Here is a 17,259-nt window from a genome sequence, read left to right on the forward strand (position 1 = left end):
CCTGATGGTGAAAAGGGGTGTGCTTCTCAGGCTCTCGGGTCAGGCTTTCGGGCCGGTTCCGCCCAGTTCGGCGGCACGCTGGGCCGCCGCGCGCAGGGTCGCGTTCAACAGACTCTGGAGGTGGTCATCGGCCATCAGCTTGGAAAGGCCGGCCGCCGTGGTCCCGCCGGGCGAGGTCACGCCGGCGCGAAGCTCGGCCGCCGGCTGGCCGGTGGCGCCCATCAGCGCTCCCGCCCCCTCGACCGTGGCGCGGGCCAGCCGTTCCGACACGTCGGCGGGCAACCCAACTTCCACCCCGGCGCGGGTCAAACACTCCACGAGATAGAAGACATAAGCGGGGCCGGAGCCGGACAGCGCCGTGGCGGCGTCGACCAGCGCCTCGTCGGCCAGCCACTCCAGGCTCCCGACCGCGGTCAGCAGGGAGGCGGCGCGCTCCTTCCGATCGGCCGGGCACCCCGCCTCGGCCACCGCGACGGTGGCGCCGCGCCCGACCGCCGCCGGAAGGTTGGGCATCGCCCGCACCACGCTGCCCGCCGCCGGGAACAGGCGGCGCAGGTCGGCCAGCGTCTTGCCGGCCATGATCGACAGCGCCAGCGTGTGCGGCGCCAGCATCGTCTGCACGCCCGCCGCGGCGCTCTCCACCATCTGCGGCTTGACCGCGACCACGAGGGTATCGACTGGGGCACCTGACGCCGGGTTCAGCCGGACGCCGGTCCGCGCGGCCAGTTCGACAAGATCCGGCGCGGGGCTGGGGTCGGCGACCGCAATGGCCGAGGCCGGCACGCCCTGCGCCAGCCAGCCGCGCAGCATGGCGCCGCCCATCCGTCCGGCGCCCAGCAGAAGGATCGTGCCGCCGCCCGGCGCCGATCCGGCGCCATCCGCGGCAGTGGGGCCAATGTCGAAGGTCACGGTGTCTCTCACCCGATCCAATTCGTCTTTTTAAAACCGCAGCGTCCGCTTTGTTTTGCTTGTTCCACTGCGGCATCCGCAGACTATCGCGGAGTTCGCCGTGCCTCCATGGTTGTTTTTGCCTACATATCGCGATATCAACGGCCAAAGACGGCATGGAGCGCGAAAATGACGGAGCTTGATCGGACCGACCGGCGCATCCTGGCGATTTTGCAGATGGACGGGCGGATTTCCGCCGTGGATCTGGCGGAGCGGGTCGGCCTGTCGCCCACGACCGCCGGCGAGCGGATGCGGCGGTTGCTGAAGGACGGCTATGTGACGGGGTTCACGGCGCGGCTCGATCCGCACCGGCTGGGTTTCGGGCTGATGGTGTTCGTCGAGGTGTTGCTCGACAAGACGACGCCCGACGTGTTCGACCGCTTCGCCCAGGCCATCCGCCACGCGCCGGAGGTTCTGGAGTGTCACATGGTGGCCGGCGGATTTGACTATCTGGTGAAGACGCGGGTGGCCGACATGGCGGCCTACCGGCGGTTCCTGGGGGATGTGCTGCTGTCGCTGCCCGGCGTCCGGGAAACCCGAACCTACGCGGTGATGGAGGAGGTCAAGAACGACGGCCCCCTCCCCCTCTGACTCACTTCATATAAGGGGTCCGGTCAGGACACCCGAACGGGAGCCACCGGACGGCGGGCCGGAAGAATGACCCGCACCGTAGCGTGCAGCGTGGCCATGCCCAGCACCGACAGCGCCGTCAGGAAGCCGGTCAGCAGAAGCGCCAGCACCAGAAAGACCATCGTCTCCATGTCATCTCTCCTTGCAATGCATGGAGGGAGGCTACGCCCGGAGCGGCTCCGGCGGATTGACCCGAGTCAATGGATGGTTTGATTCCGGAAACGCCCTCTTTTTTGTCCGCAGCCCCGCCATCCTTGGCTGCGCACCGCTCCGTTCAATCCCGCCGCCGCGACGGATGGCGAAGGCGTATTTCCCGCCGGTTGCAGCGCCAAGCCGTCGCGCCACCGGGGCGGATCGGCCTCACTGTGACCGGGATGTCACGTATTTGAGATTTATTATCCTAAAATCGTCCCATTTAAGGCCACAGCGAAGTGGCTAGTCTTAAGGGGTAAGCCAAAAGGCGAAAGCGCTAACCGAAAGGATGGGGACGCACCGACCGCGTGCCGGCCCCGCTGGCCACCAATCGCGGTGGCGCCCCCACAAGGAAGAGAGTGCAGACCATGGACGATCTGGGTATCGACCTTCACCACCAGGATCTGACCGACCACACCAACTACGCCGGCGATCTCGGCGCCGACACGGCGCATCTGACCATCAGCGAGACCTCCGTGTCCACCGCCGATGGCTTCGCGACGCCGGCCTCCCTCCTCCAGGCGCAGGCCCTGCAGACCGCGCAGCCGCTGGTCCTGGCCGACGCCGCCGCGACCGCCGACAACGCCACGAAGATCGTCATCAACGCTGCCGGCAACGTGGCGGGCGGCGTCGCCCCGCACTTCAAGGTGATGGTGGACGGCAAGGTGATCGGCGAGGGTTCCGCCGGCACCGACGCCAAGGACTTCACCTTCAACGCCAACGTCACGGCGGATCAGGCCCACAAGATCCAGATCCAGTACGACAACGATGGTTTCGTGAACGGCCAGGACCGCAACCTGATCGTCAACAAGATCACCATCAACGGCCATGCGCTCGACGCGACCGACCCGTCGGTGACCTATGACAAGGGCGCACTGGACGGCAAGGACGTGGTCAAGGGCCAGTCCGGCATGTGGTGGGACGGCACGCTGGTGGTCGCCGCGCCGAAGGACTTCTTCCCCGCCGCGACCGCCGAGGCGGTGACGGGCGCCACGAAGATCGTCGTCAACGCCGCCGGCAACGTGGCGGGCGGCGTCGCCCCGCACTTCAAGGTGATGGTCGACGGCAAGGTGATCGGCGAGGGCTCCGCCGGCACCACCGCCAAGGACTTCACCTTCAACGCCAACATCGCCGCCGGTCAGGCCCACAAGGTCCAGATCCAGTACGACAACGACGGCTTCGTGAACGGCCAGGACCGCAACCTGATCGTCAACAAGATCACCATCAACGGCAACGCGGTCAACCCGACCGACGCCTCCGTCACCTACGACAAGGGTGCGCTGGACGGCAAGGACGTGGTCAAGGGCCAGTCCGGCATGTGGTGGGACGGCACGCTCGTCGTCGCCGCTCCGAAGGAGTTCTTCCCCTCCTCGACCACGACGCCCACCACGCCGACGACGCCCACCACCCCCACGACTCCGACCACCCCAACCACGCCCACCACGCCGACGGCCCCGCCCGCTCCGACGAATCCGGGCGGCACGTCGGATTATCCGGCGACCCCGGCCTCGCAGGTCTTCTACATCGACGCGACGCATGGCAACGACAGCAACTCCGGCCATGACCCGAACCAAGCCTGGAAGTCGCTGGCCAAGGTGAACTCGACCAACTTCGCCGCCGGCTCGCTGGTCCTGTTCGAGCGCGGCGAGACCTGGACCGACAGCCTGCTGGTCTCGACCTCCGGCACCTCCGACAAGCCGATCATCTACGGCGCCTACGGCACCGGCGCCGATCCGATCATCAAGGCCAAGAGCGGTGCCAGCTACGCCGTCAGCCTGAACAACAAGGACAACATCACGTTCGACAACCTGACGATGACGGGTTCGAACGACACCGGCCTGCTGCTCAACGGCGGCGCCATGAACGTGAAGGTCACCAACTCCCAGATCATCGACAACCGCGGTTCGGGCGTGGTGATCAGCGGGACCTCCAACAACCTGCGCATCGATCATTCCACGATCGACGGCAACGGCGGCTACGGCCTCGTCCACTACTCCGCCGACAACGCCAACCAGTACTTCACCAACAACATCATCAGCGACAACGGCTGGCGGACCGATGCGGTGTATTCGGGCTGGAACGGCCGCATCCTGAGCGGCGAGATCGCCGGCAACACGATCTTCAACAACGGCAGCGGCGGCGGCGACGGCCGGTCGCACGGGCTGTACCACGACCACAGCCAGGCCAACAGCACGCTGAAGATCCACGACAACGTGATCTACTCGAACCCGCGCGGCGCCGGCATCCTCGCCAAGTCGAGCACCGAGATCTACAACAACACGATCTACGGCAACTCGAACGTCGGCATCTCGATCGGCCAGAACCAGACCACCAACGTCACCTACAAGATCTACGGCAACGAGATCTTCAACAACAACGGTGGCATCATGGAGCACCTGAAGGGCAGTGGGTCGATCACGCTGAGCCTGTACGACAACACCTTCTACAACAACAACGGCCGTGCGGCGATCAACATCGCCGACAGCATCAAGCAGACGGTGACCAACAACACCATCTCCTCGGCCTCCAAGGCCAACCCGGTCGTCTGACGATCGGCGGCTCCGACCCTTCGGCAATGTCCGCGCCCGGCCAGTCTCTGGCCGGGCGTCGGCGTGTCCGGGCGGCGTGTCCGGGCGGCGCTTCCACCTTCCGCTCACGACACAAAACGGCAATAATCGAAAGCACAGGATACCCGGCGACGGCGCATCGGCCCCCAGTTCTTGTGCATCGCACAATAGGAGGCACCCCCTTCCAGTGATGGCGGCCTCGCCAACCCACTGTTCGCCGGTTTTTCATGACGGTCAGCCGTTATTTCTGCTCAGTGCGCGCGGCATCCCCCACTTTCTCCCCAATCGACCAAAGTGGCAGACGGCTTTCCCTTTAGGACGCTGCGAAGGGGATATTTATCTTGCACTTTATGTAGGTTTACCCGCCATCCGCCCTTTGATAGCGTCCACAGACCTATTCTGTGCCTATGCGTGCATCGGCACCGGCCGACACGACGGCCAGGGGTGCCCTAGTCCGGGATGCGGACCGGAGGGACACCCTCGCAGAATCGACGAGGAAAGGGACGAGACAGGGCAACAAGGGCACTGAAAACGACGACAAGGACGGGACGGCAGGCGCCGCAAAGACGCCGCACCGACGGCCACCGGGGAAGGAACGCCGAAACCGCCTCCGCGCGCGTGCCGCGGAAGCCGGGCTCAGGGCGGCACGCACTCGCCTCCATTCCCAGGGCCGCGGTGTCCGTGGTCATGGCCATCGGGCGTCGCCCTTCGCGGGCGGCGCACGATGGCCGGACCGCCGCACACCGTCCGCGTCGCCACGACAAGAGGGGTGGAGACCAGGTATGAATCACGTGAGCGGACCGAGGGACGGTCGGGACACTCAATCGATCAGCGTGCTTATGGCCACCTATGCCGGCGAGAAGGCGGACAACCTTCAGGCCGCGCTGGAGAGCGTCTATACGCAGACGCTTCTCCCGCGCGAATGCGTGCTGGTGGTCGATGGACGGATCGGGGAGGAGCAGGAAAAGGTCATCGCCCGCTATCAGGCGTCCAACGCCTGCCGGCTTGTGGTGGTGCGGCGGCGCAACCAGGGGGGCTTGGCCCGCGCGCTGAACGACGGCCTGCAATATTGCACGGGCTATCTGGTGGCCCGCATGGACAGCGACGACATCTGCCTGCCCCACCGCTTCGAGACGCAGGCGCGCGCCTTCGCCGAGCAGGGGTCGCTGGACGCGTCTTTCTCCTGGCACGCGGAGTTCGAACAGGACCCCGGCGCCATCACCTGCGTGAAGCGCAGCCCGGAGACGCACGAAGAGATCAGCCAGGGCATGAAGTGGCACTGCGTCCTGTCGCACCCCACCATGATGGTGCGGCGGCGGGCGCTGACCGCCATCGGTGGCTATCGCTCCTGCTTCGGCAACCTGGAGGACTACGACCTGTATGTCCGCCTGCTTCAGGCCGGGGCGCGCATGGAGACGGTGCAGGAGGCGCTTCTCCTCTTCCGCACCAGCATGGCCCAGCGCGTCCGCCGCGGCGGGTTGCGCTACGCCGTCAACGAATGGGCCTTCCGCGTCTGGTGCTGGCGGTCGGGCTTTTTGACCAACTCGGAGTTCCTGGCAACGGCCTCTCTTCAGATCGGCTTCCGGCTGACGCCGCCGGGCCTGAAGAGGATGCTGTACCGCTTGGTCCGCACGCCGACCGAGGCGCAGGCCATGGCCCGGATCCACACCGCCATGATGCCGCCCAAGCGCCTCGCCCCCGACGGCGCGGACGCCCTCTGACCCACGGCCCTCTGCCCCTTCCTCAGGAGGACATGAATGAGCGTTGCCGACGTGATTTCCGGTGGCGGGCTGGGCCGGCGGCTCCGGTGGATGGACGCGCTGCGCAACCCGCTGGGGACCGCCTGCCATCACGCCTACGGCAGCCCGGTGCTGGCCGTCGTCTACCATGCCGTCTGCGACACGGTGCCGGACCACCTGAAGCACATCTACCGGCCCCGCACGCCCAAGGAGTTCACGGAGGACCTTGATTTCCTCCTGAAGCACTTCGAGCCGACGGACCTGCCCACGGTCACCGGGTCGGCGATGGGCGGGCCGGAGATCCGCCGTCCGTCGCTGCTCGTCACCTTCGACGACGGCATGCGCGAGGTGGCGGAGGTCGCGATGCCCATCCTGCGCCGCAAGGGCATCCGTCCGGCGCTGTATCTGAACCTGAACTTCCTCGACAACAGGACGCTCTTCTACCGGCACAAGGCGAGCCTTCTGGCGGAGCGGCTGAGCCGGCTGGCGGAGACCGATCCCCGCCGCGCCGTCTGCGCCTCCACCCTGGCACGGGCGGGCGCCGCCGCCGCCGATCCCGCCGCGGCCGTCATGACGGTGAGCTGGCACCAGCGCGACGTGCTGGACGAGATCGCCACCGTCTTGGAGTTCGACACGGCCGGCTTCCTGGCGGACGAGAAGCCCTATCTGACCCGCGACGAGATCGCCGACCTGATGGCGGAGGGGGTGTCGATCGGCGCCCACGGCTTCGACCATCCCAACCACCGCCTGCTGACGCCGGAGCAGCGGAAGCGGGAGGTGACGGGCAGCGTCGCCGGCATTCGGGAACTGTTCGGCCCCGGCTGTGGCTCCTTCGCCTTCCCCTATTCGGACGAGGGCCTGCACGACTCGCTGTTCGGGGAACTGTACGGGGACGGGGTCGACGTCACCTTCGGCACCTCCTGGCCGCGCCGCGGCGGTCCGCAGCGGCGAATTCAGCGGATCTGCTTCGAGAACGGTCCGGCACCGGCGAAGCAGCAGTTGGTCAAGCGCCTGCTGCGCGGCGGTGCCGGCAACCTGAAGCGCGCTCTGGCCGGTTAAGCGGTCCGGCGTATGAAAGACTCCCTCTCCCGCCATGGGGAAGGGAGTTCTTGCCGTTGTCATATGCATTGCGGATGAGTTCGATACGGCAATTCCAAAGAGAAACCCTATTCCTCCCTTCGGAATGCCCCCTTATCGCGCTGTTATCGCTTAAGCGTGATCCCTTTTCCTTTCCCTTTATTTGTCCGCGACGCAACACAAAATACCGCAATAGGGACACGCTGCGGTATTAGTCGCCTGTTCCCCCGCTTATCGGCCCCCCGCGAGGAGATCGCCATGATCGAGCAAGCCACGCCGGCCAGCCCGAACCTGCTGGGTGCGGTTGCGGACGCCCTTCCGGCGGACGCCGCGCCGACGGCGACGGAGCGCGTCGCTGCCCCGATGCTCGATCTCCACCGGGCCGGCTGGGCCTTGCTGTGCACGGGATGCGCGCTGGCGGCCTGGGGCCTGGCCTACGCGCTGTTCCGCATCGCCGTGTAAGACCGCGCGAGCCGGAGCCATGGATTACCTGCCCCCACCTCCCCCCGCCATCGAGCGCCCCGCCCAGCCGCCGCTGCTCGTCAACACGCGCCGGAGCGCCGCCCAGAACGCCACCCAGAACGCCGAGGACGCGCCGGTCTTCTACGTCGATGCCACGAACGGCGACGACCGCCGGTCGGGCCGCGGCCCGAAGGAGGCGTGGAAGTCGCTGGAGAAGGTGAACGCCACGGCTTTCCCGCCGGGAAGCCGCGTGTTGTTCGAGCGCGGGGAGAGCTGGCGCGGCAGCCTGCTGGCCTCCTCCTCCGGCACGACCGACCGGCCGATCACCTACGGCGCCTATGGCAAGGGCGACGCGCCGGTGATCGACGCGCGGGGTTCCTCGGTCGCGGTCAACCTGAACGGACGGACGGACGTCGCCTTCGACGGGCTGACGATCACCGGTGCGGCCGACACCGGCCTGCTGCTCGGCCCGCGGGCGCGCAACGTGTCGGTGACGAACGTGACGGTTGCGGGCAACGGCGGCTCCGGAATCGTCGTTCAGGGGACTTCCGACGGGCTGCGGATCGACGGGTCGGCCATCATCGGCAACGGCGCCTACGGGATCGTGCATTACGCCGCGGACAACACCGATCAGGTCATCACGCGCAACACCATCGCCGACAACGGCTGGCGCAAGGACGGCGGCGTCTATTCCGGTTGGAACGGGCGCATCCGGACCGGCGAGATCGCCCACAACCGGGTCTTCAACAACGGCGTCAACGGCGGCGAGGGCCGCTCCCACGGCCTCTACCACGACCAGGGGCAGGCCGGCAGCGCGCTGAAGATCCACGACAACCTGATCCACGACAACCCGCGCGGCGCCGGCATCCTGGCGAAGTCCAGCACCGAGATCTTCCGCAACGTCATCTTCCGCAACGCCGACGCGGGCCTCTCGCTCGGCCAGAACCGCGGGATCGACGTGACCTACCGGGTCTACGACAACGAGTTCTACGACAACAACGGCGGCGTCCTGCAGCACCAGAAGGGCAACGGCTCGATCACGCTGGAACTGCGCGGCAACGTCTTTCACCGCAACGGCAAGCGGGCCGCCATCATCATCGCCGACAGCATCGACAAGTCCGTCACCGGCAACCGGATCAGCAACGACGCCAAAACCGAAAGCCGGGCCGGAACGACCGCGATCCAACAGCCAGGAGGAACCGTGCAGGAAGCATCCGGAATGCGGCCGGAATCCGTGCGCTGACCTTGATTCCGACGTCTGCGGGCGAGCCGCGGGCCGGGCAAGGGAACGGCGCGTTCGAACAAGGGGGGGCATGTGAGCACCAGCAGCAGCACCGTCGGTCAGTCGATCACCGACCGGCTGAAGAAAACCGTTTTCCGCTTCGACACCTCCGACACGGGGGAACTGCGCGGCTTCCAGCGCAAGATGTTCGGGGAACGGGTCTGGCAGGTGGACGAGGCCTACAACCGCTGGCTCTTCGACGAGGTGCCCGACCGGGACGCGGACGGGCCGCAGGTCTGGGTGTGCAAGCGGCAGGGGCAGATCGTCGGCCAGCAATGCGGGATTCCCTTCCGCCTGAAGGCGCGGGAGCGGGAAATCCCGGCCTCCTGGGCCAACAGCCTGATGGTCCTGCCGGAATGGCGGATGCGCGGCGCTTTCACGCCCCTGGCGGAAGCGCAGCTCGACAGCCGCCCGCTGGCGATGGCCATCCACATTTCCGATTCCGCCTACAAGGCCTACAGCAAGGCCGGCTGGATCGACATCGGCGCCCTGCCCGCCTACGTCTTCCCGCTGGACACGCGGCGCTGCCTGGAGGCGTCCTCGCTTCAGGGCCGCATGCGGACCATCGGGGCGATCGCCGGCCCGGCCCTGCACGGGGCGCGGATCGGCGGTCATCTGCTGAGCCGGGCGACCGGCGCGCGGTTCGAGGAAATCGGGCGGTTCGACGAGCGGGCCGACGCCATCTGGCGGCGCGCCTCCCCGCATTACCCGCTGATCGCGTTGCGCGACCTGACGCATCTGCGCTGGCGCTACGACGCGATCCCCTGCGCCTCGGACTACCGCCGCTTCATCCTGACGCGCGGGGGCGAGCCGCTGGGCTACGTCGTCCTGCGCCGCGAGACCTGGCGCAAGGAGCCCTGCCTCGCCGTCGTGGATTACCTGTGCGAGCCGAAGTGGCTGTGGGTCCTGCTGAGCCACACGCTGCGCATCGCCGCCACGGAGCGGGCGACCGCCCTGATCTGCCGGACGCTGAACACGCGGGCGGAGCGGACCTTCCTCGCCATGGGCATGATGAAGGTGCCCGACCGCGTGGGCTTCCCGGTGCGGGTGATGGCGCATCCCGGACCGGATTCCGGCATCGACCGGGAGGAGTTCGCCGACCGCGGCAACTGGCTGCTGACCATGGGCGACGGCGACGCCAGCTTCCTGATGCACAACACGCTGCCCGAGACCGCCGGGCTACAACCGGAGGGAGTCGCCGTCCAGGGATGACCGCGGTGCGAAGGAGCCGTCCGGCCGCTGACGCGCCGGTCCGGCTCCTTTTGTCTATTCTGCCCGTGGTTACTCAAAAGGGGTTAATAAAGCACCTTTCGGGATGGTCATCCCGAAAGTCTCACAAGAAAGATAACCCGGTCAACTGACGGTGGTTCGGCCTTTTACGACGTTTACGGCTGCCCCTTTTTCTATCACGATTGCTGGGTGCTTAGACAAAGCAGCCTAATGTATTCGGTGAGAGGAAACGCCGATCGATCAGTCTTATGAACAGCAAAAGCCAAGGCCCGATTTCAGATCCGGACCTTGGCTTCGGTTTTGTGTCGGTAAATTTGATCTCTGCAATACAGCGCGAACAACAGTGAAACCTCTACGAACAAGAGAGTCGGAAAAGGAGACGTCTTATGTCGAGCAATGAGTTTGCCGACCTGTTGGTAAGCGGGGGTTCGGTCGGCACGTCCGGCATTCCGGAAGCCCTGGCGGCGCTGGAGTCGAAGATCGCGGCGGGCACCGCCAGCGTCGGCGTCATCGGCCTGGGTTACGTCGGCCTGCCTCTGGCGCGGCTGTTCGCGCGGGCCGGCTTCTCGGTGACGGGCTTCGACATCGATCCGGAAAAGGTCGCCAGCCTGAACGGCGGCACGTCCTACATCGGCACCGTGTCGACCGACGAGGTCCGCGGGATGCTGGAGGAGGGCCGCTTCACGGCGACGGCGAACTTCCAGTCGCTGGCCGACATGGACGCCATCGTGATCTGCGTGCCGACGCCGCTGACTCGCAACCGCGAGCCGGACATGAGCTGCATCGAGGTCACCACCCGGCAAATCGCCCAGGTGCTGCGCCCCGGCCAGCTGATCGTCCTCGAATCGACCACCTACCCCGGCACGACGCGCGAGGTGGTGCGCCCGATCCTGGAGAAGACCGGCCTCGTCAGCGGCACGGACTTCCTGCTGGCCTTCTCGCCGGAGCGCGAGGATCCCGGCAACGAGACCTTCACCACCGCCCGCATCCCGAAGATCGTCGGCGGCGAGGATCCCAACGCGCTGCGCATCGCCTGCTCGATGTACGGCCGCGCGCTGGAGCGCGTGATCCCGGTCTCGTCGTTGGAAGCGGCCGAGGCGGTGAAGCTGACCGAGAACATCTTCCGCTGCGTCAACATCGCGCTCGTAAACGAGCTGAAGGTCGTCTACGACGCGATGGGCATCGACGTGTGGGAAGTGATCGAGGGCGCCAAGACCAAGCCCTTCGGCTACATGCCCTTCTACCCCGGCCCCGGCCTGGGCGGTCACTGCATCCCGATCGACCCCTTCTACCTGACCTGGAAGGCCCGCGAGTTCGACGTCGCCACCCGCTTCATCGAACTGGCCGGCGAGATCAACACCCGCATGCCGCATTACGTGGTGGAGCGGCTGTCGCAGGCCATGGACTCCAAGCTCGGCCGCGCGCTGCGCGGGTCGCGCATCCTCGTTCTGGGCGTCGCCTACAAGAAGAACATCGAGGACATGCGCGAAAGTCCGGCCCTGAAGATCATCGATCTTCTCCAGGACCGTGGCTGCGAGGTCTTCTACTACGACCCGCATGTGCCGGAGCTTCCGGAGACGCGCCGTCTGGCCCGCATGGCCGGCAGGCCGTCGGTCGCGCTGGAGGAGATCCGGGATGGCGCCTTCGACGCCGCGATCCTGTGCACCGACCACGACTCCTTCGATCTGAAGGCCTTCCTGGACGGGCTGCCGCTGATCGTCGACACCCGCAACGCCTTCGGCAAGGCGGGCATCGTCGACGAGAAGATCGTGAAGGGCTGACCGCCGGCCTGGACCCTAACCGACCGATCCTCAGGAGAATGGGATGGCCGCGTACACTCATGTAGACGGAGCCCTGGGGTCCGAAGCCAGCACCCGGGAGGTCGCGCTCCGCGACCTCCTCCAGGTGCTGCGCCGGCGCCGGAGCACGATCATCGCCAGCGTCCTGTGCTGCACTGCGCTGGCCACCACCGGTGCCCTGCTCTATGAGCCGCGGTTCACCAGCCAGGCCGTGCTCATCATCGACCCGCGCACGACGGAGGTCACGGACATCAACGCCGTGATCTCCAACCTGCCGCGCGAGGCGGCGGCGATCCGGACCGAAATCGACATGATCACCTCCAGCGCCACCGCCGCCAAGGTGGTGGACCGGCTGGGGCTGGTCCATGACCCGGAGTTCAACGGCGCCATCGAACGGCCTTCGGCCATCGACCGGGCCATCGCCGGGATCAACGACACCGTCGGCTACGACCTGTCGCCGCTGCGCCAGCAGATCACCGGCTATCTGAACTCCGTCGGCATCGGCGTGAAGGAGCCGACGACTGCGGAGAAGGAGCGCGCCGCGGTCATCGCCGACGTGCGCCGCGGCCTGTCGGCGACCAGCGACGCGCAGTCCTACACCATCGTCGTTTCCTTCAAGGCGAAGGAGGCCGACAAGGCGGCGCGCATCGCCAACGCCTTCGTCGACGAGTATCTGCTCGACCAGCTCCAGACCAAGCAGGAGGTCACCCAGCAGGCCAACAAGTGGCTGGAGGACCGCATCAACGAGCTGCGCGCCCAGGTCGAGGTGTCGGACAAGGCGGTGCAGGATTACCGCGCGCAGCAGGGCCTCGTGCTCGGTAGCGCCGGCGGCGAGACCTTCCTGTCGCAGCAGCTGGCCGAGTTGAACCGCGCCCTGGTCGTTGCCCAGACGGAGCGCGGCCGGGCGGAGGCGCGGGCGCAGAACGCCCGGATCGTCGCGCGCAGCCCGACCGAGGGCAACGCGGCGGAAATCCTGGGCTCGCCGCTGATCCAGCGGCTGGGCGAGGAGGAATCGGCCATCGCGCGGCGGCTCGCCGAATACCGCACCCGCTACGGGGACCAGCATCCGGCCGTGCAGGCCTACGTCAACCAGTTGACGAACCTGCGCCAGAAGATGCGCGAGGAAGCCACCAAGATCATGGCGGTCATCAACAACGAGGTCGAGATCGCCCGCGCCCGCGAGCGCGAGCTCGAGGCCGCGTTGAAGAAGCTGACCGCCGAGACCGCGGGCGAGCTGGGCGCCAACGTCCGCCTGGCCCAGTTGCAGCGCGAGGCCGACGCCAACCGCCGCGTCTATGAAGGGCTGCTCCAGCGTCTCGTCGAAACGCGCGAGCAGGACGACCTTCAGCAGCGCGACGCCCGCGTCGTGTCCAAGGCGGAGCCGCCGCTGGAGCCGTCCACACCGGGCAAGAAGCTGTTCGTCGGCGGCGGTCTGGCCGTGGGCCTGCTGATCGGCATGTTCCTGGCCTTCCTGCGCGACCATCTGAATAAGACCTTCCGCAACACCCAGCATGTGGAAGAGACGATCGGCGTGCCGGCCATCGGGCTGGTGCCGTCCCTGCCGCATCACAAGAACGCCAAGCCGGAAGACTACGTCCTCGACCGTCCGCGGTCGGAGTACAGCGAGGCGGTCCGCGCCATCGGCGTGTCGCTCTATGCCCGCGGCGCCCTGAACACCGGCTCCGTGGTGATGGTCACCTCCGCCGTTCCCGGCGAGGGCAAGACCACCGTCTGCCTGACCCTGGCGCGCATGCTGGCGGCGTCCGGCCGGCGGGTCCTGCTTCTGGAGTGCGACCTGCGCTGCCCGCGCATCGGGAACGTGCTGGGCGACAACGCCCCGGGCGACCTGAGCGACCTGATCGTCGGCAAGGCGGAGTGGAACGACGTCGTCCAGGTGGATGGCCGCAGCGGACTGCACTACGTCGTCGGCCGCCCGCATTGCGACCACCCGCAGGAGCTTCTGGGCTCGGAGAAGCTGGCGAGCATCATCAAGTTCGCTTCGCTCGAATACGACTGCGTCATCCTCGACACCCCGCCGATGGCGGTCGTGGCGGACGCGGGCGTGCTGACCCGGTCGGCGACGGAATGCCTGTTCGTGGTGCGTTGGGAGCAGACGCCGCGCGCCGTCGTCCAGCGGGCCATCGACCGGCTGACCGAGCTGGGCCGCGACGTGACCAGCGTCGTGCTGAGCCGGGTGGACCTGAAGAAGCTGGCCCGCACCGACGCGTCGGAAGAGGCCTACGGCATGAACGAGGCGCGCCGCTACTACACGCGCTGATGGGCAAATCCCCTCTCCCCTCTGGGGAGAGGGTTAGGGTGAGGGGGATGTGCGTGTCGGACCGTCCGGCAAAAGCGCAACCCCCTCACCCTCCCCACCGCTGATGCGGTGGGTCCCCTCCCTCTCCCCGGAGGGGAGAGGGTTTAAAGGGTTCATCGGGGGAACAGGATGAGTGCAACGCCATTTCCGCGAAACCGAGCCGCTCTGGCGGCGGCGCCCGCTGCGGACGCGCCGCCCGCCCGGCCACGGACGCCGCTCCTGCGCAGCGCGGCCGATCTCACGCCCAGCCTGTTCGATCAGGTGGTGTGCGCCATCGGCCTGATCCTGCTGTGGGACGCGCTGCTGTCGGTGATGATGTCCGCGCCCTCGCAGCGCTTCATCCTGCGCGCAGGCGGCGCGCCGGAATCCTCCGGCGACACCATCAAGCAGCTCATCTTCGCCGGCCTCTACGCCACGGCCCTGCTGCGGATTGTCATGCTCCACGGCGTGCGGGCCTTCCGCTATCTCAGCATTCCCATGGCGCTCATGGTGGTGCTGGCCATCGCGTCCAGCCAATGGTCGCATGACCCGTCGCTGACCATCCGGCGCAGCGTGGCCCTGGTCGGCACGACCATCTTCGGCCTCTATGTCGGCCTGTCCTACGGCGAGGTCGCCCTGGCCCGGCTGATCCACCGCGCGGTCTTCGTCCTGGCGGTGCTGAGCGCGCTGCTGGCGGTCGGCCTGCCGAGCTACGGCCTGATGCCGGCGGAGCAGGGATCGCAGTGGCGCGGCGTCTTCTCCCACAAGAACGGCCTGGGCGACGCCATGGCCTTCGGCCTGACCGCCGGGCTGTTCGTCCTGCGCTCCCGCCCGGTGACCGACACCATGGCGCTGGTCTGGCGGCTGGGCACCTTCGCCATCATGGCCGGCTGTCTCGCCATGTCCGGCTCCGCCACGGCGCTGATCGTCGCCACGGCCGGCATGACGCTGGTCATGCTGGTCACCCACCGGCAGGACGCGGGGTCGCTGGCGCTGGAGCTGTACGGCGGCACCATGGTCATCATGCTGGCCGCCATCTTCGCGCTGCTGAACCTGGAAAGCATCACCGCGCTGCTCGGCCGCGACATCACGCTGACCGGGCGCACGCTGATCTGGGACTTCGCGATCCGGATGATCGAGCAGCAGCCGGTGCTGGGCTACGGCTTCAGCGCCTTCTGGTCGGGGCTGGACGCGCCGGGCGCGCTGTTCTGGCGCACCTCGGGCCGCTTCGACATCCACGCCCACAACGGCTTCATCCAGACGACGCTGGACGTGGGCCTGCTCGGCCTCGGCCTCTTCCTGGTGGCCTATGCGATCTACCTGTCGCGGATCGCCCGGATCGTCCCGGTCGACCGCAGCGGGGCGGCGCGCTGGCACATCGTCTTCGCCATGATGCTCCTGCTCGGCAACGTCGCGGAAAGCAGCCTGCTGATCCAGAACGGCCTGCTGTGGTTCCTCTTCACCGCCTTCCAGACGCGGCTGGCCAAGACGGTCCATGCCCACGCCCTGACGCCGCGGCCGGCGGCGGGACGGCGGCCCAAGCTGCGGAACGGCATCCCGGTTGCGGAGTCGCGGTCATGATGTCGAGCGGCTTCGCCTTCTTCGCGACCCGGATCGCCGTCGGCATCCTGGGCTTCGCCGCGGTCGCGGTCTTCTCGCGCATCGTCACGCCGGAGGCCTACGGCCATTACGCGCTGGTGATGGCGGCGGCGGCGGCGATTAACGCCTGCGGCTTCTCCTGGATGGGCCTGTTCGTCCTGCGCAAGTGCGGCGGCGACGCGGCGGAGCGGGACGCCTGGCTCTCCACCGTGGTCACCGCCTTCCTGGTGGTTGCCTGCGGGGTGCTCGCCATCCTGGGCGCGGTGGTCGCCTTCTACCCCGGCATGAACGGCATCGACTATGTGCTGTATCTGCCGGTCATCGCGATCCTGATCTCCTGGTTCGACCTGTCGATCCAGATGTCGCGGGCGCGGCTGAAGGGCTCGGTCTTCGCGGCCAAGTCCTTCGCCAAGGCGCTGTTCGGGCTGGCGCTCGGCTCCGCCTTCGTGCTGATCGGCTGGAAGGAGGAGGGGCTGCTGCTCGGCACCAGCATCGGCTTCCTGCTGGTCACGGCGATCTGGCTGCGCTCCGACCTCAAGGGCATCGCGCTGCGCTGGCCGACGCGGGAGAGGGTCGGCCTGCTGCTGACCTTCGGCGGCCCGCTGATGCTGAGCCTGATGGTCGGCTGGGCGCTCGATTTCGCCGACCGCTTCCTGATCTACTGGTTCATCGGCGAGGCGGCGGCCGGCGCCTACGCCATGGCCTTCGACCTCGCCAAGCAGCCGATCATGCTGGTGGCGTCGGCGGCCTCGCTGGTCACGCTGCCGATGGCGTCGCGCGCCTTCGACAGCGCCGGCCCACGGGCCGCGCGCCCGATCATGGCGCAGAACCTGACGATCCTGCTGCTGGTCTGCCTGCCGCTGGTTCTGATGGAGGTGATCTCCGCCCAGGGCATCGTCGGGCTCCTGCTCGGCGAGGCGTACCGCGAGACCGGTGCGGCGATCATGCCGCTCGTCGCCCTGTCGGTCTTCATCAGCATCCTGCGCATCTATCACTTCGACCTGTCGCTGCACCTGACCAAGAAGACCGGCTACATCCTGAAGCTGACCATGCTGACGGCGGTGCTGAACGTCGGCGCCAACCTGTTCCTGATCCCGCGCTTCGGGGTGATCGGGGCGGCCTACGGCTCGCTGGCGGCCCAGCTCGGCTGGGTGGTGGCCGCGGTCATCCTGATGCCGCGGGCCGGTGTGCTGGCGGTGCCGGTGAAGGATCTTCTGAAGGTGACCACCGCCGCCCTGCTCTTCGCCGCCGGGCTGAAGGTCGCGGCGATGGAAAGCGACCTGCTGCTCGTCCAGCTCGCCCCGGCGGGCAGCCTCTATCTGCTGGCCCTGGCCGTGCTCAACCCCGCCAACCTGATGGGTCAGGTGCGGGTCGCGCTGGCCCGGCTGAAACGCACCCGATCCCCGGCATGAACACCATGAACAGGCGTGAGGAAGGA

At 67.4% G+C, this 17,259-nt stretch carries 13 protein-coding genes; 11 read left to right on the plus strand and 2 right to left on the minus strand.

Features of this window, described 5'->3' with window-relative positions:
* Nucleotides 1-39: 39 nt before the first annotated feature.
* Nucleotides 40-909 carry a pyrroline-5-carboxylate reductase gene (proC, locus tag ACFPMG_RS28490; protein WP_376998558.1) on the minus strand — a complete coding sequence of 290 codons (870 nt, stop codon included), beginning with the start codon at nt 907-909 and terminating at the stop codon, nt 40-42.
* Nucleotides 910-1,077: 168 nt separating this feature from the next.
* Between proC and ACFPMG_RS28495 the strand changes: the two genes are divergently transcribed.
* Nucleotides 1,078-1,539: an Lrp/AsnC ligand binding domain-containing protein gene (locus ACFPMG_RS28495; RefSeq protein ID WP_014242014.1), complete on the plus strand. Its 462-nt coding sequence runs from the start codon at nt 1,078-1,080 to the stop codon at nt 1,537-1,539.
* A 23-nt stretch (nt 1,540-1,562) separates the two neighbouring features.
* On the opposite strand, the gene ACFPMG_RS28500 is transcribed toward ACFPMG_RS28495, so the two are convergent.
* Nucleotides 1,563-1,709 carry a hypothetical protein gene (locus tag ACFPMG_RS28500; RefSeq protein ID WP_014242013.1) on the minus strand — a complete coding sequence of 49 codons (147 nt, stop codon included), beginning with the start codon at nt 1,707-1,709 and terminating at the stop codon, nt 1,563-1,565.
* 429 nt (nt 1,710-2,138) lie between these two features.
* On the opposite strand from ACFPMG_RS28500, the gene ACFPMG_RS28505 reads away from it, so the two are divergent.
* The 10 genes from ACFPMG_RS28505 to ACFPMG_RS28550 all read left to right on the plus strand — a co-directional run bounded on the left by ACFPMG_RS28505 (nt 2,139) and on the right by ACFPMG_RS28550 (nt 17,233).
* The gene (locus ACFPMG_RS28505; protein ID WP_376998559.1) at nt 2,139-4,319 is read left to right on the plus strand and encodes a carbohydrate-binding domain-containing protein; all 2,181 of its coding nucleotides are present in this window, start codon (nt 2,139-2,141) and stop codon (nt 4,317-4,319) included.
* 857 nt (nt 4,320-5,176) lie between these two features.
* Complete coding sequence (locus ACFPMG_RS28510) at nt 5,177-6,058, plus strand: glycosyltransferase (RefSeq protein ID WP_376998560.1); 882 nt, start codon at nt 5,177-5,179, stop codon at nt 6,056-6,058.
* 36 nt (nt 6,059-6,094) lie between these two features.
* Complete coding sequence (locus tag ACFPMG_RS28515) at nt 6,095-7,135, plus strand: polysaccharide deacetylase family protein (RefSeq protein WP_376998561.1); 1,041 nt, start codon at nt 6,095-6,097, stop codon at nt 7,133-7,135.
* Nucleotides 7,136-7,411: 276 nt separating this feature from the next.
* On the plus strand, nt 7,412-7,615 hold the full coding sequence (locus ACFPMG_RS28520; protein WP_376998562.1) for a hypothetical protein: 204 nt from the start codon (nt 7,412-7,414) through the stop codon (nt 7,613-7,615).
* A 19-nt stretch (nt 7,616-7,634) separates the two neighbouring features.
* The gene (locus tag ACFPMG_RS28525) at nt 7,635-8,858 is read left to right on the plus strand and encodes a right-handed parallel beta-helix repeat-containing protein (protein WP_376998563.1); all 1,224 of its coding nucleotides are present in this window, start codon (nt 7,635-7,637) and stop codon (nt 8,856-8,858) included.
* 72 nt (nt 8,859-8,930) lie between these two features.
* Nucleotides 8,931-10,109, plus strand: a complete 1,179-nt coding sequence (locus ACFPMG_RS28530; RefSeq protein WP_376998564.1) for a GNAT family N-acetyltransferase — start codon at nt 8,931-8,933, stop codon at nt 10,107-10,109.
* Nucleotides 10,110-10,513: 404 nt separating this feature from the next.
* Nucleotides 10,514-11,908 carry a nucleotide sugar dehydrogenase gene (locus ACFPMG_RS28535; protein WP_376998565.1) on the plus strand — a complete coding sequence of 465 codons (1,395 nt, stop codon included), beginning with the start codon at nt 10,514-10,516 and terminating at the stop codon, nt 11,906-11,908.
* Nucleotides 11,909-11,951: 43 nt separating this feature from the next.
* Nucleotides 11,952-14,204: a GumC family protein gene (locus ACFPMG_RS28540; RefSeq protein ID WP_376998566.1), complete on the plus strand. Its 2,253-nt coding sequence runs from the start codon at nt 11,952-11,954 to the stop codon at nt 14,202-14,204.
* A gap of 168 nt (nt 14,205-14,372) precedes the next feature.
* Nucleotides 14,373-15,803, plus strand: a complete 1,431-nt coding sequence (locus tag ACFPMG_RS28545; RefSeq protein ID WP_376998567.1) for an O-antigen ligase family protein — start codon at nt 14,373-14,375, stop codon at nt 15,801-15,803.
* Entirely contained in the window at nt 15,800-17,233 is a 1,434-nt protein-coding gene (locus tag ACFPMG_RS28550) for a lipopolysaccharide biosynthesis protein (protein ID WP_376998568.1), read from the plus strand. Before ACFPMG_RS28545 ends, ACFPMG_RS28550 begins: the two co-directional genes overlap by 4 nt.
* Nucleotides 17,234-17,259: the final 26 nt, after the last annotated feature.

The organism is Azospirillum himalayense (assembly GCF_042657465.1).
Classification (GTDB): Bacteria; Pseudomonadota; Alphaproteobacteria; order Azospirillales; family Azospirillaceae; genus Azospirillum; species Azospirillum himalayense.

What these genes read in the sequence shown, in the direction of transcription:
- ACFPMG_RS28510 (WP_376998560.1), top strand. Translation starts at nt 5,177, where the DNA reads ATGGCCACCTATGCCGGCGAGAAGGCGGACAACCTTCAGGCCGCGCTG.
- ACFPMG_RS28515 (WP_376998561.1), top strand. Translation starts at nt 6,095, where the DNA reads ATGAGCGTTGCCGACGTGATTTCCGGTGGCGGGCTGGGCCGGCGGCTC.
- ACFPMG_RS28505 (WP_376998559.1), top strand. Translation starts at nt 2,139, where the DNA reads ATGGACGATCTGGGTATCGACCTTCACCACCAGGATCTGACCGACCAC.
- ACFPMG_RS28550 (WP_376998568.1), top strand. Translation starts at nt 15,800, where the DNA reads ATGATGTCGAGCGGCTTCGCCTTCTTCGCGACCCGGATCGCCGTCGGC.
- ACFPMG_RS28540 (WP_376998566.1), top strand. Translation starts at nt 11,952, where the DNA reads ATGGCCGCGTACACTCATGTAGACGGAGCCCTGGGGTCCGAAGCCAGC.
- ACFPMG_RS28535 (WP_376998565.1), top strand. Translation starts at nt 10,514, where the DNA reads ATGTCGAGCAATGAGTTTGCCGACCTGTTGGTAAGCGGGGGTTCGGTC.
- ACFPMG_RS28500 (WP_014242013.1), bottom strand. Translation starts at nt 1,709, where the DNA reads ATGGAGACGATGGTCTTTCTGGTGCTGGCGCTTCTGCTGACCGGCTTC.
- ACFPMG_RS28545 (WP_376998567.1), top strand. Translation starts at nt 14,373, where the DNA reads ATGAGTGCAACGCCATTTCCGCGAAACCGAGCCGCTCTGGCGGCGGCG.
- ACFPMG_RS28520 (WP_376998562.1), top strand. Translation starts at nt 7,412, where the DNA reads ATGATCGAGCAAGCCACGCCGGCCAGCCCGAACCTGCTGGGTGCGGTT.
- ACFPMG_RS28525 (WP_376998563.1), top strand. Translation starts at nt 7,635, where the DNA reads ATGGATTACCTGCCCCCACCTCCCCCCGCCATCGAGCGCCCCGCCCAG.
- ACFPMG_RS28495 (WP_014242014.1), top strand. Translation starts at nt 1,078, where the DNA reads ATGACGGAGCTTGATCGGACCGACCGGCGCATCCTGGCGATTTTGCAG.